A 19,897-nucleotide genomic window follows, 5' to 3' on the forward strand; every position below is an offset into this window, starting at 1 on the left:
CAGATACTCGTATCAATCAGGCGGATTTTTCTTCGTTACGCAGAGTCAGGATCTCGTAGCCGTCAGCGGTGACCAGTACGGTGTGTTCCCACTGGGCAGACAAGCGGCGGTCCGATGTTTCCACGGTCCAGCCGTCACGCTTGTTCAGTTTTACCTGACGCTTGCCGGCGTTGATCATCGGCTCAATGGTGAAAATCATGCCTTCCTTGAGTTCTTCACCGGTGCCGGCCTTGCCGTAGTGCAGTACCTGAGGGTCTTCGTGGAATTCGCTGCCGATACCGTGGCCGCAGTATTCACGTACCACAGAGTAATGCATGCTCTCGGCGTATTTCTGAATCACTTCACCGATATCGCCCAGGCGCGCACCCGGTTTAACCAGTTCGATACCTTTCAGCATGCACTCGCGTGTCACTTCGCACAGGCGCTGGGCGTGCGGGGCTACATCACCGACGTAGAACATCTTGCTGGTGTCGCCGTGGTAGCCATCCTTGATGACGGTGATATCGATGTTGATGATATCGCCATTCTTCATTTTCTTGTCGTTGGGGATGCCGTGGCAGACCACCTGGTTGATTGAGGTGCAGATGGACTTGGGGAAACCGTGGTAGTTGAGCGGTGCCGGGATTGCCTTCTGTTCGTTGACTATATAGTCGTGGCAGATCTGGTTCAGCTCGTTGGTCGTGACACCCGGTTTTACATGCGGTTCGATCATTTCCAGAACCTCGGCAGCCAGGCGGCCGGCGACGCGCATTTTTTCGATCTCTTCGGGGGTCTTGATTTTGATAGTCATAACGTCTCGCGTGTTGGCAGAGAAGGGGGTGCGCAGCTGTAACTTGAGCCGCCCTTTTGATATTGGCCAATATTGTACCCAAAGCCTGGGCATAGCGCCAAAGAGTACTTCAAATGCAGAGTCGTCTATGCTATAAATCGCGCTCCCGAAAGAGGTGCTCCGGCATTTCTGAATTTAATCAACAAAACACACACATATCGACACATCCGTCCTGGGTGCCGCTTTGCGGTGGGGCGATGGGATATGTGGAGGTTATAACCCGTCAGAGGATTTACCACAATGGCAAAAGTATCTATGCGCGACCTGCTGAAGGCAGGTGTACACTTCGGTCACCAGACTCGTTACTGGAACCCGAAGATGTCCAAATTCATCTTCGGCGCGCGTAACAAGATCCATATCATCAACCTGGAGCACACTCTGCCGGCGCTGAACAACGCGCTGGACGTAATCCAGGGTATGGCCAGCAACAAGAACAAGATCCTGTTTGTCGGCACCAAGCGTGCAGCAAGCAAAGTGATCAAAGAGGAAGCCTCTCGTGCAGGCATGCCTTACGTTAACCACCGCTGGTTGGGTGGTATGCTGACCAACTACAAGACTATCCGTCAGTCTATCCGTCGTCTGCGTGACCTGGAAACCCAGGCTCAGGACGGTACTTTCGAGAAGCTGACCAAGAAAGAAGCCCTGATGCGCACCCGCGAAATGGAAAAGCTGGAGCTGTCCATCGGTGGTATCAAGGACATGGGTGGTCTGCCTGACGCACTGTTCGTCATCGACGTTGAACACGAGCGCATCGCTATCAACGAAGCCAACAAGCTGGGTATCCCGGTTATTGGTGTTGTTGATACCAACAGCAACCCGGATGGCATCGACCACGTAATCCCGGGTAACGACGACGCTCTGCGTGCGATCCAGATCTACGCGAAGTCCGTTGCTGATGCCTGTGCTGAAGGCGCGTCTGCTAACGCTGGCGAAAAAGGCGAGTTCGTTGAAGTTGACGCTGAAGCTGCTGCTCAGTAATCGACCTGACAACTTGAGTCGCTAGTGTGACTGGATATTGAAAGGGGAGCCCTGGCTCCCCTTTTTTGGATTTAATACAAGCGAATTATAGAGAGGAATGCGACATGGCAAATATCTCTGCGAAGATGGTTAAGGAACTGCGCGAGCGTACCGGCCTGGGCATGATGGAGTGCAAAAAAGCACTGGTTGAAGCTGAAGGCGACATCGAGAAAGCGATCGATGATCTGCGCAAAGCGTCTGGCATGAAGGCTGCCAAGAAGGCTGGCCGTACCGCTGCTGACGGCGTTGTTGCTGTTAAAGTATCTGACGACAACACCTACGCTCTGGCAGTTGAAGTTAACTCCGAGACTGACTTCGTTGCGCGAGACGACAACTTCCTGAACTTTGTAAACACTGTTCTGGAAAAGGCGTTCGCCGACAAGCAGGCTGATGTTGCTGCCCTGATGGAAGGCGAACTGGAATCTGCGCGTGAAGCGCTGGTTCAGAAAATCGGCGAAAACATCAGCGTGCGTCGCGTCATGCTGGTAGAAGGTGAGCAGGTTGATGCTTACGTTCACAGCACTAACCGTCTGGCAGCTCTGGTTGCTCTGAAAGGCGGTAATGCAGAAGTAGCTCGTGATGTTGCCATGCACGTAACCGCGGTTAACCCGCGTGTTGCCCGTCCGGAAGATATGCCGGAAGAAGAGCTGGCGCGTGAAAAAGACATCATCATGGCTCAGCCGGATATGGAAGGTAAGCCGCAGGAAATCAAAGAGAAGATGGCTGGCGGTCGTATCAAGAAGTTCCTGGCTGAAAACAGCCTGGTTGAGCAGCCGTTCGTTAAAAACCCGGATCAGACTGTTGGCCAGATGGTCAAGGAAGCTGGTGCCGAGGTTGTATCCTTTGTCCGCGTAGAAGTGGGTGAAGGCATCGAAGTTGAAGAAAAAGACTTCGCTACTGAAGTTGCTGAACAGCTGAAAGGCTAATTCGCAACCTCCCTTCGGCCGGACGCTCTCGCGTCTGGCCGTTCGCTTTCCTGCTACACTTTTGCCATTTCATCCGCGCGGAGACTGAACATGCCTGCCACTGATAAACAATCTTCCCGATACAAGCGTCTGCTGCTGAAACTGAGCGGTGAAGCCTTGATGGGTGATGAAAATTTTGGCATCGATCCCAAGGTGCTTAACCGTATGGCGCTCGAAATCGGGCAGCTTGTGGGTATTGGGGTCCAGGTGGGTATCGTGATTGGCGGGGGTAACCTCTTCCGTGGTGCGGCGCTGAGTGCGGCTGGCCTCGATCGAGTGACCGGCGACCATATGGGTATGCTGGCAACAGTTATGAACGCCCTGGCCATGCGTGATGCGCTGGAACGCTGTAATATTGCGACGCGTGTCATGTCAGCGATTCCGATGAGCGGGGTGGTTGATCAGTATGACCGCCGCAACGCTCTGCGTTATCTTAGTCAGGGCGATGTGGTGATTTTTTCGGCGGGAACCGGTAATCCGTTCTTCACAACAGACTCTGCTGCCTGTTTGCGCGGCATCGAGATTGAAGCGGATGCGGTTCTCAAGGCCACCAAAGTGGATGGTGTCTACACGGCAGACCCGATGAAAGACCCTGAAGCGACGCGTTACACGCACCTGAGCTTCGATGAAGTGCTGGAAAAACAGCTGGGTGTGATGGATATGACGGCCATTTGCCTGACGCGTGACCATGACATGCCGGTGCGTGTGTTCAACATGAACAAGCCCGGTGCTCTGGTTAACCTCGTGGTAGGTGGTGATGAAGGAACACTGATTGATAGCGGCTCGACTGCTGGAGAAAACGATGATTAATGAGATTACAAGTGATGCGGAAAGCCGCATGCAGAAAAGTGTCGAATCCCTGGTAGAACAATTCAAGAAGATTCGTACCGGGCGTGCCCATCCTAGTCTGCTGGATTCGATCACCGTTTCCTACTACGGCTCTGATGTGCCGATTCAGCAGGTTGCCAACGTGTCGGTTGAAGATGCGCGTACGCTGACCATCATTCCCTGGGAAAAGCAGGTTGTCAGCGATATCGAAAAGGCGATCATGAAGTCTGACCTGGGTCTGAACCCCAGCTCGGCCGGCGATGTTATTCGTGTTCCCATGCCGCCGCTGACCGAAGAAACCCGTAAGGGCTACATCCGTCAGGCGCGCACCGAAGCTGAAAACGCACGTGTCGCAATCCGTAACATCCGTCGTGATGCCAACGGTGACATCAAGGATCTCCTGAAAGAGAAAGAGATCTCTGAAGATGACAGCCGTCGTGGCGAGGATCAGGTCCAGAAACTGACCGACAAGTACGTGGCCGAGGCTGACAGCCTGCTGGCGCTGAAAGAAAAGGACCTGATGGAAATCTAAACGGACAGGCGGGGCATGCCCCGCTACGGAATTGCATGGCTTCTGAACAGCAATTGACCATACCGCCGGGGCGCAGTATGCCCCGTCACATCGCCATCATCATGGATGGCAACAACCGTTGGGCCAAGGCACAGCGACTGCCGGGCCTGGCGGGACACAAGGCGGGCGTGGACAGTGTTCGTGCCGTCATCGAGTGCTGTGTGGAGCAGGGTGTTGATGCTCTGACACTGTTCGCTTTCAGTAGTGAAAACTGGAAGCGTCCGGCGCTCGAGGTAAAAGGTTTGATGCAGCTGTTTATGCGTGCGTTGAGCCATGAGGTACGCAAGCTGGCGCGGCATAATATCCGTCTGCGGATTATCGGTGATGTGACTCGCTTCAGTCCCGATCTCCAGGCCAAGATCCATGAGGCCGAAGCCCTGACGGCTGGTAATACGGGGCTTACGCTCAATATTGCGGCCAATTATGGCGGACGCTGGGATATCACTCAGGCTGCGCAGCATCTGGCTCAGCGCTGCCTGGATGGTGATCTGACACCGGACCAGATTGATGAAGAGCTGCTGGGTAGCTGTATGGCGTTGGCTGACCTGCCGGCACCGGATTTGTGTATCCGTACCGGTGGTGAGCAGCGCATCAGCAATTTCCTTATCTGGCAGATGGCGTATACCGAGTTTTACTTCACTGACTGCTTCTGGCCAGAGTTCGGCAAACAGGAAATGTTTGCCGCGATACAGTCGTTTTTGACGCGGGAGCGCCGTTTCGGTCGTACCAGCGAGCAGCTGGAGGCCGATAAACCGTGTTGAAACAGCGCATATTGACCGCACTGGTGCTGGCGCCCATCGCGCTATTGGCACTGTTCGTACTGCCGCAGACCTGGTTTATCTGGGTTCTGGCGGCAGTTTTCATATATGGCGGCCTGGAATGGGCCAACCTCTGTCGACTTTCTGTGCCGGGAACCGCCCTCCTGCTGGCCGCTCTTGGCGGTCTGATGTGGGGGCTGCTGGCCGTGCCGGAGCTGGCGCAACTGGCGGTATGGCTGGCGGTCGCTTTCTGGTGTTTCGCCCTGTTGCTGGTGTTGGCCTATCCGCGTACTGCGAGCTGGAGCGGCATGCCACAGCGCGTGCTGTTTGGCTTTCTGGTGCTGGTGCCTGCCTGGTATGCCATGCTGGATCTGCGTGCCGGTGAGTCGGGCCTGACCATGCTGTTGATGTTACTGATGCTGGTGTGGGGCGCCGATGTGGGAGCCTATGCCGCGGGCAAAAGCATGGGGCGGAACAAGCTGCTGCCTGCCGTTAGCCCCGGTAAAACCCGTGAAGGCCTCTGGGGCGGGTTGCTGACCTGTGTGCTGATCGGTATCGGTTTTTCGGTTTGGCTGGAACTCCCGCTGTCGAGTGGAATCAAACTCTGCGTATTGGCGCTGCTGACCGGTCTGGCATCGGTATTGGGTGACTTGCTTGAAAGCATGCTCAAGCGTGAGCGCGGCATCAAAGACAGCGGGCGCCTGCTCCCGGGGCATGGCGGCGTTCTGGATCGTATCGATAGTTTAACGGCTGCCGCACCTGTGTTCGCAGTCGGCCTGACACTGATTTGAGGTTAGTTACACACTGATGGACTTGTTGCAGACGTTGCTTGCGACCTTGGTCGCGCTGGGTGTTCTGGTGACCATTCACGAATGGGGACACTTTTGGGTGGCGCGGCGTTGCGGCGTAAAGGTCCTGCGTTTTTCTGTCGGTTTCGGGCGTCCGTTGTGGATGCGCAAGGGGCGTGACGGTACCGAGTATGCCGTGGCGGCCATCCCGTTGGGCGGTTATGTCCGCATGCTGGATGAGCGTGAGGGTGATGTGCCCGAGTCAATGCGCGACAAGGCCTTCAATAACAAGTCCGTGTATCAGCGCATCGCCATTGTTGCAGCGGGCCCGCTGGTCAATCTTATTTTTGCCGTTCTGGCCTATGCTTTCCTGTTTCTGTCCGGTATCAGCGTTGTTGTTCCGGTGATCGGTGAAATTACACCGGGCTCGCCGGCAGCGCGGGCGGCGGTGCCTGTCGAGCAGGAAGTGCTGGCGGTCGATGGGCGGGAGGTACAGTCCTGGAACGAGATCAACCTGCGTCTGGCCTCACATGTCGGTGAGACGGGAAACATCGAGCTGACAGTGGGTGAGCCGGCCCGCGGCATGGCGCGCAGTTACACGGTGCCGATTGATCAATGGCAGGTGGACCTGGAACGTGAATCGCCACTGACTGCGCTGGGCATCACGCCCTGGCGCCCAGAAATTCCTCCGGTGATTGGCCAGCTACTGCCTGACGGGGCCGCAACCGCGGCAGGCCTGCAATCGGGTGACCGGATTCTGGCGGTTGATGGTGAGCCTGTGCAGGACTGGGTAGCACTGGTGAAAATCATTCAGGCCTCACCGGAGCGTCAGCTGGAAGTGTTGATCGAACGTCAGGGACAGGAGCAAAGTCTGCTGCTGACGCCTGCTCGTCGCCAGTTACAGGATGGTGCCGTTCAAGGCTACATCGGCGCCGGGGTGGCCGAGTTTGAATTCCCACCGGAAATGCAGCGTACCCTCAGCTATGGCCCTGTCGATGCCCTGGTGGCCGGAGTGGAAAAAACCGGACAGATGATCACCCTGACGCTGGAGTCGATCGGCAAGATGATCGCGGGCGTCATCTCGGTAAAAAACTTGAGCGGTCCGATAACCATTGCTAAAGTGGCGGGGACTTCGGCCGCCTCGGGTCTGGAGTCGTTCGTCAGTTTTCTGGCCTATCTCAGTGTCAGTCTCGGTGTGCTGAATTTGCTGCCGATACCGATGCTGGATGGTGGTCACCTGCTTTATTACGTTGTTGAATTGGTTCGGGGTCGCCCGGTCAGTGAGCAGGTGCAGATGCTGGGGCTGAGAGTTGGCATGGCATTGCTGTTCAGCCTGATGGCGCTTGCCATCGTCAATGATCTGGCCCGGCTTTTCTGAAGCAAGCCAGTTTTCCTATCAGTCAGCCATAAAAGTAAGAAGTACAGCATGAATCGCAAGCTGGGTCTGTTTTTTGTATCGATGCTATGGATGGCGCAGGCGCAAGCTGCGGCTCCGCTGTTCGAAGTCAGTGATATCAAGCTGGAAGGCTTGCAACGGGTCGAGCCCGGCATTGTATTCCGGAACTTCCCGGTCAGCGCCGGGGATCAGTTGCAACGGGAGCAGCTGTCCGATGCGCTGCGTCAGCTGTTCAAGTCCGGCTACTTTGCCGACATCCAGGCTGAACGCGAGGGCGATGTGCTCCTGCTCAAGCTCAAGGAGCGTCCTTCAGTTGCCTTGATCAACCTTGAAGGCAACGATGTCATCAAGGAAGAGGACCTGATGCGCGGGCTGGAACAGTCCGGTCTGCAGGAAGGTGATGTGTTCCGCCGTGCCGCGCTGGACCAGATCCGTCTGGATCTGCTGCGTGTGTATACCTCACAGGGTCGCTATGGTGCTGACATTTCCACCGAGGTGGAACCGCTGTCCGGCAACCGCGTTCAGCTGAACATCAATATCAACGAAGGCGAAGAGTCCAGCATTCAGCACATCAATATCGTCGGCAACACGGTATTCAGTGATGAAGAGCTGAAAGAGCTCTTTACCCTCGATCTGCCCGACTTCTGGTCGTTCTATACCCAGGACGGCCGCTATGCCCGTGAAAAAATGACCGGTGACCTCGAGCGTCTGCGCTCCTGGTACTTTGATCACGGCTACGCCAATTTCAGTATCGATTCGGCCCAGGTTTCCATTACCCCGGATAAAAAGCATATCTACATCTCCATCGCCGTGAGCGAAGGTGAACAGTATCGTGTGCGTGATGTGGCCGTTGCCGGTGAAATGGTTGTGCCTCAGGATGTACTGGATGGCGCGGTGACTCTGGCGGAAGGCGAAGTCTTCTCGCGCGAGAAAATGACCCGCAGCCAGGAAAAACTGGTGCGCCTGCTGGGTGATGAAGGCTACATGTTTGCCAACGTGAGTCCTGTACCCGAGCTTCAGGACGACAACACCGTGTCCGTGCGCTTCTTTATCGAGCCGGGCAAGCGTACCTATGTTCGCCGTATCGCCATCAAGGGCAATACCCGTACCGCTGACCACGTTATCCGCCGTGAGCTGGAGCAGATGGAAGCCAGTGTCGCCTCGACCAAGGATATCGAACGCTCCAAGAGTCGCCTGGATAAAACCGGTTACTTCCGCAGTGTAAACGTGGAAACCCGTCCGGTGCCCGGTACCGATGACCAGGTGGATCTAGAGTATGCAGTTGAGGAACAGCAGTCCGGCCAGTTTACGGCCAGTGTGGGCTTCTCCCAGAACGATGGTCTGATTCTGGACCTGGGTGTTCAGCAGGACAACTTCCTCGGCAGTGGTAACAAGGTTGGTTTCAATATCACCAACAGTTCCACCACCACCGAGTACAGCTTCAATTATCTGGATCCTTACCATACGGTTGATGGTGTCAGCCGCGGCTTCAACGCGTTCTACCGTGAAAAGGACTACGAAGAAGACGATATCAGTTCCTACACCGCAGATGAGGCGGGTGTTGGTCTTACTTTCGGTTACCCGATTGACGACTACCAGCGCCTGAGTTTCAGTGGTGATTTTGAATTCATCCGCCTGAACACCTATGACGAAACCGCAGATGAGGTGTTCGAATTCATCGAAGATGAAGGTGAAGAGTTCATGAACTGGAAGTTGACGGCAGGCTGGAGTGATAACCGCCTCAACAAGGGTCTGTTCCCGACCCGTGGTTACATGCAGAGTGCTTCCATGGAAGTGGCTGTGCCGGGCAGTGATCTGGCCTACATGCGCGCCAACTACCGCAACAAGTGGTATCGCCCGCTCAATGATGACGAAACCTGGGTGCTCAGCCTGCGTGGCCGCCTGGGCTACGGTGACAGCTTTGGCGATAACGCCTACCCCTTCTTCAAGAACTTCTATGCTGGCGGTTTGAAGACGGTACGTGGTTTCTCCAACAACTCTCTGGGCCCGCAGGATTCCAACTCGGATCCCTTTGGTGGCAACGTGATGGTGACCGGTGCGGCCGAGCTGATCTTCCCCATGCCGTTCATGGGTGACAAGAGTGCCTGGCGCAGCCTGATTTTCCTGGATGCCGGTAATGTGTATACCACCAACTGCTACAGCAGCCAGACCAATTGCTCTGAAGATATTGATCTGTCCGAGCTGCGTTATTCTGCAGGTCTGGGTGTCAGCTGGCTGACCCCGATTGGCCCGTTGTCCATGTCCTTGGGTATGCCGTTGAATGACAAGGACGGTGATGATACTGAAGTGTTCCAGTTCGCGCTGGGCCAGACGTTTTAAGGTTTTTAAGGAGATTGTATGAAGCTCGTAACCCGAATTGCTGCACTGGTAGTGGTACTGTTCAGTGCTCAGGCCATGGCCGAAAAGGTTGCTGTACTGGGCGTGGAAGAAGCACTGCTCAATTCCAATGCGGCCAAGTCGTTTCGTGAAGAGCTGAAGGCGGAATTTGCCGACGAGGAAAAGCAGCTGGTTGCACTGGAAAAGCAGGCGCGTGAACTGCGCGACAAGCTGCAGAAAAATGCAGGACTGGCCTCTGAAGAAGATCTGAAACAGATGCGCATGCAGTTCCAGAAAGCCTTTGGTGAGTACCAGCGTCGTGGCCAGGCGATGCAGCAGCAGCGTGGTCAGCGCGAGCAGGCGTTCATCGCCGAAATGCGCCCGCGTCTGGATAAAGCGATTCGTGAACTGCTGGACACAGAAGGTTATGACCTCATCCTGTCCAAGCAGGCTACGGTCTATGCCAACAAGGACACTGACCTGACCCCGCGTGTCATTGAACTGCTGAACAAGCAGTAATCATGGCAGGCAATACAACCTTCCTGCTGGCCGAGCTGGCCACCCGCCTGGGTGGCACGCTTGCCGGCAACCCCGATACCCCGATCACGCAACTGGCCACCCTGCAATCTGCCGGCGACAATGCCCTGTCTTTCTTTGCCAATGCTCGTTATCTGAACCAGCTTAAGGACACCAAAGCGGCTGCCGTTCTGATTACACCGGCGCTGAAAGACGAATGTCCGGTTGATGCCATTCTGGTGGAAAACCCCTATCTCGCCTTTGCCCGGGCCAGTCAGTTGTTCGATTGGCGCGAGGACGTGCAGGCGGGCATTCATGCCAGTGCCGTTGTTGCCGAAGGTGCCCAGATTGACCCCTCGGCAGAAGTCGGGCCTCAGGCGGTGGTAGAAGCGGGTGCCGTCATTGCGGCCGGGGCCGTGATTGGTGCCGGTTCCGTGGTGGGACGTGGTTGTTACATTGGCGAGAACACCCGCCTTGAAGCTCGGGTTACGCTGTATCCCAATGTCCGCATCGGCTGCCGCTCACTTATCCACAGCGGTGCCGTGATTGGCGCTGACGGTTTCGGATTTGCGCCGACGGCAAAAGGCTGGGAGAAAATCTGCCAGCTGGGCGGTGTGCGCATTGGTGATAACGTTGAGGTTGGCGCCTGTACTACCATCGATCGTGGCGCTCTGGACGACACTATAATCGAAGACGGCGTGAAGCTTGATGATCAGGTGCTGATTGCCCATAACGTGGTTGTCGGGCGTTACACCGCCATTGCGGGCTGTACCGCAGTGGCCGGAAGCACTAGAATTGGCGAGCGCTGCACTATTGCAGGTCATGCCGGTATTACCGGGCACCTGCAGATTGCGGATGGTACGCATGTGACGGCCATGTCCCTGGTCAGTCGATCCATTACCCAGCCTGGTGTGTACTCATCCGGAACCGGCATGGAGCCCCATCGTCAGTGGAAACGCAATGTTGTGCGTTTCCGACAGCTGGATGAGCTGGCTCGCCGGGTCCGTAAATTGGAACAGGCTACAGAACAGCATTCTACTGAAGGTCCAAACACATGATGGATGTTAAAGAGATCCGGAAATACCTGCCTCATCGTTATCCTTTTTTGCTGGTGGACCGGGTCTTGGCTCTGGAACCGGGCGAGTCAATCACGGCAATCAAGAACGTGACCGTGAACGAGCCTTTCTTTAACGGCCATTTCCCCGATCATCCGGTCATGCCGGGTGTTCTGATTGTTGAGGCCATGGCACAGGCCGCAGGCGTGCTGGGCTTCAAAACCATGAACAAGGGCCCTGAAGACGGCTCTATCTATTACTTCGTCGGTGCAGACAACCTGCGCTTCAAGCGTCCGGTGGTGCCGGGTGACCAGCTCAAGCTGGAAGCCAAGGTGATTTCCGAGCGTCGCGGTATCTGGAAGTTTGATGTGCGTGCCAGTGTGGAAGGTGACACCGTCAGCAGTGCAACCATCCTCTGTGCAGATAGAAAGGTGTGACATTGATTCACCCGCAAGCAATTGTTGACCCCTCGGCTCGTATAGCCGAGGGCGTCGAAATCGGCCCCTGGAGCCTGATTGGTCCTGACGTCGAGATCGGTGCCGGCACGCGTATCGAATCTCATGTGGTGATCAAGGGGCCTACTCGCATTGGCGAAGGTAATCGCATTTTCCAGTTTGCGACCATCGGCGAAGAGTGTCAGGACAAGAAATACGCTGGCGAACCGACCCGCCTGGAAATTGGTGACAATAACGTCATCCGTGAAGGCTGCACCATTCATCGTGGCACGGTACAGGATGAAGGCCTCACCAGTATCGGCAGTAATAACCTGCTGATGGCGTACGCCCATGTGGCCCATGACTGTCGTGTCGGCAGCAACATCATTCTGGCCAACAACGCTGCGCTGGCTGGCCATGTTCATGTCGGTGATCATGCCATTCTGGGTGGTTTCACTGCCGTGCATCAGTTCTGCCGCATCGGCGCGCATGTAATGTGCGGTGCCGGTACCGTGGTACTGAAAGATGTGCCTGCGTACGTGATGGCCAGTGGCAATAGCGCCAAGCCGCACGGCATCAATCTGGAAGGGTTGAAGCGCCGAGGCTTTGAGCGTGATGCACTCAGCACCCTGCGCCAGGCCTACAAGCTGATTTACCGTAAGGGCCTGACCGTTGAGCAGGCGCTGGACGGGCTCAATGAGTTGCTGCCAGGCTGTCCCGAAGTCGGACTATTGATCGAGTCACTGGAAGCATCGACCCGTGGCATCATCCGCTGAGGCTGTGATGCGGCCTTTGCGAATCGGAATAGTGGCGGGTGAGGCATCGGGTGACATTCTTGGTGCCGGCCTCATTCGTGCCCTGCGGCAGCGTTATCCACAAGTGCGTTTCGAAGGCATCGCCGGTGAGTTGATGCTGGAGGAAGGCTGTGAGCCCCTGTATCCGCTGGAACGCTTATCGGTGATGGGGCTGGTCGAAGTGCTGGGCCGCCTACCTGAACTGCTGCGCGAACGTCGCCGTCTTGTGCGTTACTTCATTGATAACCCGCCTGATCTGTTTATCGGTATCGATGCGCCGGATTTTACTCTCGGCATGGAGCGCAAGCTCAAGGATGCCGGCATTCCCACCGTGCACTATGTCAGTCCGTCCGTGTGGGCGTGGAAGCGCAAGCGCATCTACAAGATCAAGCAGAGTACCGATCTGCTGCTGTCGCTGTTTCCGTTTGAAGCAGAGATCTACCAGCCGACTCAGCAAAACCTGAGGTTCGTGGGCCATCCCTTGGCCGACGAGATACCGGCTGCAATCGATTTCTCTGCGGCCCGAAAGCGCTATTGCTCGCCGGCTGGAGATGAGCGCCCCATGGTAGCGCTGCTGCCGGGTAGTCGGGGCAGTGAAATCAAATACCTGGCGCGCCCGTTTCTGGAAACGGCACGCTGGTTGCAGGCACAACGACCTGAACTGCACTTTGTGCTGCCGGCGGCCAACCAGTACCGTTTTGAACAGCTGCAGGATCTGGTAAATGAAGATTTTAACGACCTGAATCTGTCGTTGGTCCTGCAAGGCTCCCGTGAAGTGATGGCGGTTTCGGATGCCATCCTGATCGCCTCGGGTACGGCAACGCTGGAAGCCTGCTTGCTGCAGAAACCCATGGTCGTTGCGTATCGCATGGCCAGCCTGACCTATCGTATCTATTCACGTTTGATTAAAAGCCGATGGGTATCCTTGCCCAATGTGCTGGCCGGTGAAGAGATGGTGCCCGAAGTACTGCAGGAGGGTGTTGAGCCTGAAGTGCTGGGGCCGCTGGTGTTGCGTGCACTGGAAGACGAGCCTTACCGTAAGCGTCTGGCGCGGGTCTTTGGCGTCATTGGCGAACAGCTGCGCCAGGATGCCAGCGAGCGAGCGGCGGATGCCGTGATTGAATTGTTGGAGAGTCGCCGTGCAGAGCGCTGAATTTGATTTTCGTCCGGCAGGCCATACGGCCGGTGTAGACGAAGTGGGGCGCGGCCCCCTGATTGGAGATGTGGTGGCGGCGGCTGTCATTCTTGATCCGGACAACCCGATTGAGGGCCTGGCAGACTCCAAGGCACTCACTGAGAAGAAGCGCGAACGCCTGTATGGCGAAATCAAGGAAAAAGCGCTGGCCTGGTGTGTGGCAGCAGCAACGCCTGCCGAGATTGATGAACTCAATATCTTGCACGCCAGCATGCTGGCCATGCAGCGGGCAGTGGAAGGGCTATCGATTGCACCTGACTACGCCCTGGTCGATGGTAACCGCTGTCCCGCATTGGCCTGTCCCTCTGAGCCTGTCGTGAAGGGAGATGCCAAGGTCGCCGAGATCAGTGCGGCATCCATTCTGGCCAAGGTTGATCGTGACCGGCAGATGCTGGCACTGCATCACCAGTATCCGGATTATGGCTTTGACCGCCACAAGGGATATCCGACCCCGCAACACCTGGAAGCGCTGGAGCGGCTGGGGGCCTTGCCCGAGCACCGTCGCAGCTTCCGTCCGGTTCGATTACGTCTGGAGCAGTCATCTGATGTCTGAACCTGCATTTGTACACCTGCGTGTCCATTCCGAGTACTCCCTGTTTGATGGTCTGGTCCGCATCAAGTCATTGGTCAATACGGCTGCCGCGCAGAATATGCCGGCGGTGGCGATTACCGACCAGACCAACCTGTTTGCACTGGTCAAGTTCTACAAGGCTGCACTGGGAGCCGGCGTAAAGCCTCTGTGCGGTGTAGACCTCTGGGTTGAAAACCCGGAAGAGCCCGAGGGCGAGCCGTTCCGTATCACGTTGATGGTGCGCAACGGTCAGGGCTATCGCAATCTGATGGAGCTGGTATCGCGCGCCTATGCCGAAGGGCAGAACATCGTGCCCGAGCGGGCCCTGGTGCGTAAGGACTGGATTGCCGAGAAAGCAGATGGCCTGATCGCGCTGTCCGGTGGCCGTTTGGGGGATGTGGGCCGTGCTTTGCTGTCGGGCAACCCGGACCAGGCGGAGATTCTGCTGGCTGAGTGGCAGGCGATGTTCCCGGATAATTACTATCTGGAGATCCAGCGCACCGGCCGTGCGGGTGATGAGGCGCTGGTGCATGCCAGTGTGGAACTGGCGGCCCGTAAAGGCTGCCCGCTGGTGGCAACCAATGAGGTGATGTTCCTCAAGCAGGAAGACTTTGAGGCCCATGAGGCCCGCGTCTGTATCAACCTTGGCCGCACCCTGGAAGATCCGCAGCGTCCGCGTAATTACTCGGATCAGCAGTACTTCCGCAGCGCTGAAGAGATGGCAGAGCTGTTCAGTGATATTCCCAGCGCGCTGGAAAATACAGTCGAGATTGCCCGTCGCTGTAATATCGAGATAGAGCTGGGTACCTATTACCTGCCGCGCTTCCCGGTGCCGGAAGGCATGCTGATGGATGACTTCTTCCGTCAGGTATCCTGGGACGGACTGGAAGAACGTCTTGAGTTTCTGCTCGACAAGAACGATCCCGACTATCAGGAAAAGCGCAAACCCTACGAGAAGCGCCTCGAGTTTGAACTGGATATCATTATCCAGATGGGCTTCCCCGGTTACTTCCTGATCGTAATGGACTTCATCAAGTGGGGTAAGGAAAACGGTATACCCGTAGGGCCAGGACGAGGCTCGGGTGCCGGTTCCCTGGTGGCCTACGTACTCAAGATCACCGATCTGGATCCGCTGGAATACGACCTGCTGTTCGAGCGCTTCCTGAACCCGGAACGTGTCTCAATGCCTGACTTCGATATCGACTTCTGCATGGATAACCGTGACCAGGTGATCGACTACGTGGCGCGCAAGTATGGCCGTGATGCCGTATCCCAGATCATCACCTACGGCACCATGGCCGCCAAGGCGGTGGTGCGAGACGTGGCGCGTGTACAGGGCAAGCCTTTCGGTTTGGCGGACCGTCTGTCCAAGCTGATTCCGTTCGAAGTGGGCATGACCCTGAGCAAGGCCTGGGAGCAGGAAGATGCGCTGCGTGATTTCGTTAACGGCAATGAAGAAGCCGAAGAGATCATGGAGATGGCCTACAAGCTCGAAGGGGTGACACGTAACGTCGGCAAGCACGCCGGGGGCGTGGTTATTGCACCCACCAAGCTGACCGACTTCGCCGCCACCTACTGTGACGAAGAAGGTCATGGCCTGGTGACCCAGTTCGACAAGAACGATGTCGAAGAAGCGGGGCTGGTGAAGTTCGACTTCCTGGGTCTGAGGACCCTGACCATCATCGACTGGGCGCTGAAAACGATTAACCACAAGCGCGAGAAGGAAGGCGAAGGGCCGCTGGAGATCGAATCCATCGACCTGGAAGACCCGGCCACCTTCAAACTGTTGCAAAGCGCCCAGACCACCGCCGTATTCCAGCTGGAATCCAGCGGTATGAAAGACCTGATCCGTCGCCTCTTGCCTAACCGCTTCGAGGATATCGTCGCGCTGGTGGCCCTGTTTCGACCCGGGCCGCTGCAGTCGGGCATGGTGGATGACTTCATCAACCGTAAGCACGGTCGCGCGCCGCTGGCCTGGCCGCATCCGGATTATCAGCTCGACAGCCTGCAGCCGGTACTGGAGCCCACCTACGGCATCATCCTGTACCAGGAACAGGTCATGCAGATCGCCCAGGTGATGGCGGGCTATACCCTCGGTGGCGCGGATATGCTGCGTCGTGCCATGGGTAAGAAAAAGCCCGAGGAAATGGCCAAACAGCGTGCCATCTTCCTCGAGGGCTGCGCCAACCAGGGTATCGACAAGGATCTGGCCGGCAACATCTTTGACCTGGTAGAGAAATTCGCCGGCTACGGCTTCAACAAATCGCACTCCGCAGCCTATGCACTGGTTTCCTACCAGACCGCATGGCTGAAGCAGCACTACCCGGCGGCCTTTATGGCGGCGGTACTGTCTTCGGATATGCAGAACACTGACAAGGTGGTGATCTTCATTGAAGAGTGCCGCCAGATGGGCCTGACCGTGCGCCTGCCCAACGTCAATGACAGTGACTACATGTTCACCGTCAATGATGCGGATGAGGTGGTCTATGGTCTGGGGGCTGTTAAGGGCGTGGGTGAAGGTCCGGTTGGCGCGATCATGGCGGCACGCAAGGAAGGCGGTCCGTTCAAGGACCTGTTCGACTTCTGCGAGCGTGTGGGTGCCGGTCGCCTCAACAAGCGTGTGCTTGAAGCGCTGGTGCGCTGTGGTGCACTGGACAGCCTGGGTCCGTCCCGTGCCGTGCTCTGGGAAGCCATTGCCTCGGCGCTGAAGGCGGCTGATCAGAGCGCCCGCAATGCGGACGCCGGCATGATGGATATGTTCGGTGAAGTGGAAGCGGAAAGCCCGGGAGACCCCTATGCGGAGTTCGGCAAGGCCCGTGACTGGACCGACAAGGAGCGCCTGCAGGGCGAGAAGGATACCCTGGGGCTGTACGTCACCGGTCACCCCATTGATGAGTATGAATCCGAGCTCAAACGCCTGGTGAGCCGCAAGCTGGTCGAACTTCAGCCCAACCGTGGCGCCACCCAGAAGATGGCGGGGCTGGTAGTCGACATGCGCCTGAAGAAAACCAAAAAGGGCGATACCCTCTGCTTCCTGACGCTGGATGATCGCAGTGCACGCATGGAAATTACCCTGTTTGGCGATGTCTTCGACGCCGCCCGTTCCTTGATCAACAAGGATGCGGTGCTGGTGGTGGAAGGCGAGGTGGCCCAGGATGACTACAATGGTGGCTTGAAGGTGCGCGCCAGCAAGGTGATGAGCATGGCGCAGGTACGTACCGGTGCTGCACGCTGTGTTGAAATCCTGTGTGACCGTAACCAGCTGGGCCGCCAGCAGATGAAGCAGCTGGGCGATACTCTCAAGGCTCATCGCAGCGTATTGCTCAAGTTGCCGGTGGCGCTGAACTACCAGCGTGAAGACGCCGCAGCGCGTCTCTGGCTGGATGAAAGCTGGGCCGTAGAGCCCGGGGATGATCTCCTGTTGCAGCTGAAGTCTCAGTTTGGCAACGATAACGTCAGCCTTTGTTATGACTGACAGGGTGGAGATCAAACCGCTCAGCCGTTAGAATTGATTGATTATTCCGTGCCCTGTTTACCGGGCCCCAAGTTACTGAATAGAAGCAGACACGCATGAATCCTAACTATCTGGATTTCGAACAGCCGATTGCCGAGCTGGAAGCCAAAATCAGTGAGCTGCGCCATGTCAACGAGGACACGGCGGGGCTTAATCTGGGCGACGAACTGGAAAAACTGCAGGAAAAAAGCCGCAGCCTGACCGAGTCCATCTTCAAGGACCTGTCCGCCTGGCAGATTTCGCAGATCGCCCGTCACCCTCAGCGTCCCTACACTCTGGATTATGTGAAGCACATCTTTGATGACTTCGATGAAATCCACGGTGACCGTCACTTTGCCGATGATCAGGCAATCGTGGGTGGTCTGGCGCGTCTGGACGGCCGTCCGGTAATGGTAATCGGGCACCAGAAAGGCCGCGAAGTTAAGGAAAAGGTGCGTCGCAACTTCGGCATGCCGCGTCCCGAAGGCTACCGCAAGGCGCTGCGCATGATGGAAATGGCCGAGCGCTTTAAAATGCCGGTTCTGACCTTTATCGATACGCCGGGTGCTTATCCGGGCATCGATGCTGAAGAGCGTGGTCAGTCAGAAGCCATCGCCTTCAACCTGGCCAAAATGTCCCAGCTGAACACCCCGATCATCTCCACTGTTATCGGTGAGGGTGGTTCCGGTGGTGCACTGGCGATTGGTGTCTGCGATGAACTGCTGATGCTGCAGTACGGTACCTACTCTGTAATTTCGCCGGAAGGCTGTGCGTCTATCCTGTGGAAAAGTGCCGAGCGTGCATCCGATGCCGCCAAGGCCATGGGTATCACCTCTGACCGTCTGCACGAACTGGGCCTGGTTGATCAGGTGGTCAGCGAGCCGCTGGGCGGTGCGCACCGTAACCTGGAACTGATGTCTGCCAACCTGAAGAAGCATCTGGTTGAGACGCTGGACCGCCTCAGCGAGTTCGAATCCGACGAACTGCTGGAGCGCCGTTACGAACGCCTGATGTCCTACGGTGTCTTCGAAGAATAAGGCTGAGCGGGCAGCGTCGACGCTGCCTGAACTGCTGGAGGTTCTGGCTGCCGAACTGGCTGCCGAACCGGATGTCCGCCGCTGGGTTCTGGCCTTCAGCGGCGGGCTCGATTCCTCCCTTCTGCTTGAACTCTGTGCCCGTCTGAACCTGCCACAACCCTTGCTGGCTGTGCATATTGATCATCAACTGCAAGCAGTCTCCCGCCAATGGCGTGATCACTGTCGTGATCATTGTGAACGGCTGGGGGTTCCCATCCAGATCGTGCCAGTCAATCCGGCATCGAGCTCGGAAGCCAGTGCGCGCTCAGCTCGGTATCAGGCTTTCGAGGCACTGCTGCAACCCGGCGACTGCCTGTTGATGGCACAACACGCCGATGATCAGGCGGAGACTCTGCTACTGCGTCTGCTTCGTGGTTCAGGGGTGGCCGGTCTGGCTGCCATGCCGGCGGGGCGGGCTTTGGGAGAGGCGCGCTTGCTGCGTCCTCTTTTGAGCCAGCCTCGAGCCCGACTGGAAGCAGCCGCGGCAGAACTGGGCCTTGCTCCGGTTGAAGATCCGACCAATGTGCAGGATCACTATGATCGCAACTGGTTGCGCCTGCACATCCTGCCGCGCCTTAAGCAGCACTGGCCGTCCCTGTTGCAGCGCTGCAAGGACACAACGGCGCTGATGAGTGATGCCGACCAGCTGTTACAGGAACGCGCTGAAGAGGATCTGCAGCACTGCCGGCAAGCATCGGGCGGGTTGTGTCTCAGTCAATTATGCCAACTCTCCTCAGCACGCCAGCGTAACCTGTTGCATCATTGGATAATGCGGCAGACGGGTCATCGATTAAGCCGCCAGCGCCTGCAGAATCTGCAGCGGTCAATGTTATCCACACGATCGGATGCCAGTCCCGAAGAGCGTTTCCCGGGGTATCACCTGCGCCGCTACCGTGATGAGTTGCACTTTGTGCCTGATCCGCTGCCGGTTGTCGCGTCAGATTCGGTTGTGGCTGTGAGGGTGGGGCAGGACCTGGAGTTGCCGACGGGCCGACTAAGCTGGCATCGTGAAAGTGCAGGGTTGGCAGAAGGTACCATTCTGGAGCTGCGTTACCGCCAGGGCGGTGAACGTTTGCGACCTGTTGGGCGGGGCGGTTCGGTAGCACTGAAACAGCTGCTGCAGGAGTCTGGCTTGCCGCCCTGGTTGCGTCCGCTGCAGCCGATTCTCTGGTCCGATGGAGAGATTCGGGCAGTGCCCGGCATCTGCCTGTGTGAGCCTGGCCTGGTTGAAAAGGGATTGGTGCCGCATTGGCACGCTTTTGGTTTGTCCTGAG

At 56.9% G+C, this 19,897-nt stretch carries 18 protein-coding genes; 17 read left to right on the top strand and 1 reads right to left on the bottom strand.

Going from position 1 to position 19,897, the window contains the following annotated elements:
• Positions 1 to 16: 16 nt before the first annotated feature.
• Complete coding sequence (gene map, locus BW956_RS16780) at positions 17 to 790, bottom strand: type I methionyl aminopeptidase (protein ID WP_076464485.1); 774 nt, start codon at positions 788 to 790, stop codon at positions 17 to 19.
• A gap of 279 nt (positions 791 to 1,069) precedes the next feature.
• Between map and rpsB the strand changes: the two genes are divergently transcribed.
• The 17 genes from rpsB to tilS all read left to right on the top strand — a co-directional run bounded on the left by rpsB (position 1,070) and on the right by tilS (position 19,896).
• A complete protein-coding gene (gene rpsB, locus BW956_RS16785; RefSeq protein ID WP_010323543.1) occupies positions 1,070 to 1,807 on the top strand; it encodes a 30S ribosomal protein S2 in 738 nt (245 codons plus the stop codon).
• Between the two features lie 104 nt (positions 1,808 to 1,911).
• A complete protein-coding gene (gene tsf / locus BW956_RS16790) occupies positions 1,912 to 2,772 on the top strand; it encodes a translation elongation factor Ts (RefSeq protein ID WP_076464488.1) in 861 nt (286 codons plus the stop codon).
• A 90-nt stretch (positions 2,773 to 2,862) separates the two neighbouring features.
• Positions 2,863 to 3,621 (top strand): UMP kinase, encoded by a 759-nt coding sequence (gene pyrH / locus BW956_RS16795; RefSeq protein WP_010323541.1) that lies wholly within the window; start codon positions 2,863 to 2,865, stop codon positions 3,619 to 3,621.
• Positions 3,614 to 4,171, top strand: a complete 558-nt coding sequence (gene frr, locus BW956_RS16800) for a ribosome recycling factor (protein WP_076464490.1) — start codon at positions 3,614 to 3,616, stop codon at positions 4,169 to 4,171. Before pyrH ends, frr begins: the two co-directional genes overlap by 8 nt.
• Before the next feature lie 35 nt (positions 4,172 to 4,206).
• The gene (gene uppS / locus BW956_RS16805; protein WP_076464492.1) at positions 4,207 to 4,971 is read left to right on the top strand and encodes a polyprenyl diphosphate synthase; all 765 of its coding nucleotides are present in this window, start codon (positions 4,207 to 4,209) and stop codon (positions 4,969 to 4,971) included.
• Positions 4,965 to 5,759, top strand: coding sequence for a phosphatidate cytidylyltransferase (locus tag BW956_RS16810; protein WP_076464495.1), 795 nt, complete (start codon positions 4,965 to 4,967; stop codon positions 5,757 to 5,759). The genes uppS and BW956_RS16810 overlap by 7 nt, the downstream gene beginning before the upstream one ends.
• A gap of 16 nt (positions 5,760 to 5,775) precedes the next feature.
• Positions 5,776 to 7,134 (top strand): sigma E protease regulator RseP, encoded by a 1,359-nt coding sequence (gene rseP, locus BW956_RS16815; RefSeq protein ID WP_076464498.1) that lies wholly within the window; start codon positions 5,776 to 5,778, stop codon positions 7,132 to 7,134.
• A 48-nt stretch (positions 7,135 to 7,182) separates the two neighbouring features.
• Positions 7,183 to 9,492, top strand: coding sequence for an outer membrane protein assembly factor BamA (gene bamA / locus BW956_RS16820; protein WP_076464501.1), 2,310 nt, complete (start codon positions 7,183 to 7,185; stop codon positions 9,490 to 9,492).
• An 18-nt stretch (positions 9,493 to 9,510) separates the two neighbouring features.
• A complete protein-coding gene (locus tag BW956_RS16825) occupies positions 9,511 to 10,008 on the top strand; it encodes an OmpH/Skp family outer membrane protein (RefSeq protein WP_010323535.1) in 498 nt (165 codons plus the stop codon).
• A 2-nt stretch (positions 10,009 to 10,010) separates the two neighbouring features.
• Complete coding sequence (lpxD, locus tag BW956_RS16830; RefSeq protein WP_076464504.1) at positions 10,011 to 11,063, top strand: UDP-3-O-(3-hydroxymyristoyl)glucosamine N-acyltransferase; 1,053 nt, start codon at positions 10,011 to 10,013, stop codon at positions 11,061 to 11,063.
• Complete coding sequence (fabZ, locus tag BW956_RS16835; protein ID WP_010323533.1) at positions 11,060 to 11,497, top strand: 3-hydroxyacyl-ACP dehydratase FabZ; 438 nt, start codon at positions 11,060 to 11,062, stop codon at positions 11,495 to 11,497. The genes lpxD and fabZ overlap by 4 nt, the downstream gene beginning before the upstream one ends.
• Positions 11,498 to 11,499: 2 nt before the next feature.
• Positions 11,500 to 12,270: an acyl-ACP--UDP-N-acetylglucosamine O-acyltransferase gene (gene lpxA / locus BW956_RS16840; protein ID WP_175612036.1), complete on the top strand. Its 771-nt coding sequence runs from the start codon at positions 11,500 to 11,502 to the stop codon at positions 12,268 to 12,270.
• A gap of 7 nt (positions 12,271 to 12,277) precedes the next feature.
• Positions 12,278 to 13,441, top strand: a complete 1,164-nt coding sequence (lpxB, locus tag BW956_RS16845; RefSeq protein WP_076464676.1) for a lipid-A-disaccharide synthase — start codon at positions 12,278 to 12,280, stop codon at positions 13,439 to 13,441.
• Positions 13,428 to 14,036, top strand: a complete 609-nt coding sequence (rnhB, locus tag BW956_RS16850) for a ribonuclease HII (RefSeq protein WP_076464510.1) — start codon at positions 13,428 to 13,430, stop codon at positions 14,034 to 14,036. The genes lpxB and rnhB overlap by 14 nt, the downstream gene beginning before the upstream one ends.
• Entirely contained in the window at positions 14,029 to 17,529 is a 3,501-nt protein-coding gene (gene dnaE / locus BW956_RS16855; RefSeq protein WP_076464513.1) for a DNA polymerase III subunit alpha, read from the top strand. Before rnhB ends, dnaE begins: the two co-directional genes overlap by 8 nt.
• Before the next feature lie 95 nt (positions 17,530 to 17,624).
• Positions 17,625 to 18,584 (top strand): acetyl-CoA carboxylase carboxyl transferase subunit alpha, encoded by a 960-nt coding sequence (gene accA, locus BW956_RS16860; protein WP_010323528.1) that lies wholly within the window; start codon positions 17,625 to 17,627, stop codon positions 18,582 to 18,584.
• Positions 18,568 to 19,896 (top strand): tRNA lysidine(34) synthetase TilS, encoded by a 1,329-nt coding sequence (gene tilS / locus BW956_RS16865; protein WP_083703124.1) that lies wholly within the window; start codon positions 18,568 to 18,570, stop codon positions 19,894 to 19,896. Before accA ends, tilS begins: the two co-directional genes overlap by 17 nt.
• Position 19,897 lies beyond the last annotated feature (1 nt).

Origin of the sequence: Marinobacterium stanieri (genome assembly GCF_900155945.1) — a bacterium.
Classification (GTDB): domain Bacteria; phylum Pseudomonadota; class Gammaproteobacteria; order Pseudomonadales; family Balneatricaceae; genus Marinobacterium; species Marinobacterium stanieri.

Bases quoted from the DNA above. Each gene is read 5' to 3' on its own strand.
- uppS (WP_076464492.1), top strand. From the start codon at position 4,207: ATGGCTTCTGAACAGCAATTGACCATACCGCCGGGGCGCAGTATGCCC.
- BW956_RS16825 (WP_010323535.1), top strand. From the start codon at position 9,511: ATGAAGCTCGTAACCCGAATTGCTGCACTGGTAGTGGTACTGTTCAGT.
- dnaE (WP_076464513.1), top strand. From the start codon at position 14,029: ATGTCTGAACCTGCATTTGTACACCTGCGTGTCCATTCCGAGTACTCC.
- lpxB (WP_076464676.1), top strand. From the start codon at position 12,278: ATGCGGCCTTTGCGAATCGGAATAGTGGCGGGTGAGGCATCGGGTGAC.
- frr (WP_076464490.1), top strand. From the start codon at position 3,614: ATGATTAATGAGATTACAAGTGATGCGGAAAGCCGCATGCAGAAAAGT.
- pyrH (WP_010323541.1), top strand. From the start codon at position 2,863: ATGCCTGCCACTGATAAACAATCTTCCCGATACAAGCGTCTGCTGCTG.
- accA (WP_010323528.1), top strand. From the start codon at position 17,625: ATGAATCCTAACTATCTGGATTTCGAACAGCCGATTGCCGAGCTGGAA.
- map (WP_076464485.1), bottom strand. From the start codon at position 790: ATGACTATCAAAATCAAGACCCCCGAAGAGATCGAAAAAATGCGCGTC.
- rpsB (WP_010323543.1), top strand. From the start codon at position 1,070: ATGGCAAAAGTATCTATGCGCGACCTGCTGAAGGCAGGTGTACACTTC.
- fabZ (WP_010323533.1), top strand. From the start codon at position 11,060: ATGATGGATGTTAAAGAGATCCGGAAATACCTGCCTCATCGTTATCCT.
- tsf (WP_076464488.1), top strand. From the start codon at position 1,912: ATGGCAAATATCTCTGCGAAGATGGTTAAGGAACTGCGCGAGCGTACC.
- bamA (WP_076464501.1), top strand. From the start codon at position 7,183: ATGAATCGCAAGCTGGGTCTGTTTTTTGTATCGATGCTATGGATGGCG.
- rseP (WP_076464498.1), top strand. From the start codon at position 5,776: ATGGACTTGTTGCAGACGTTGCTTGCGACCTTGGTCGCGCTGGGTGTT.
- lpxD (WP_076464504.1), top strand. From the start codon at position 10,011: ATGGCAGGCAATACAACCTTCCTGCTGGCCGAGCTGGCCACCCGCCTG.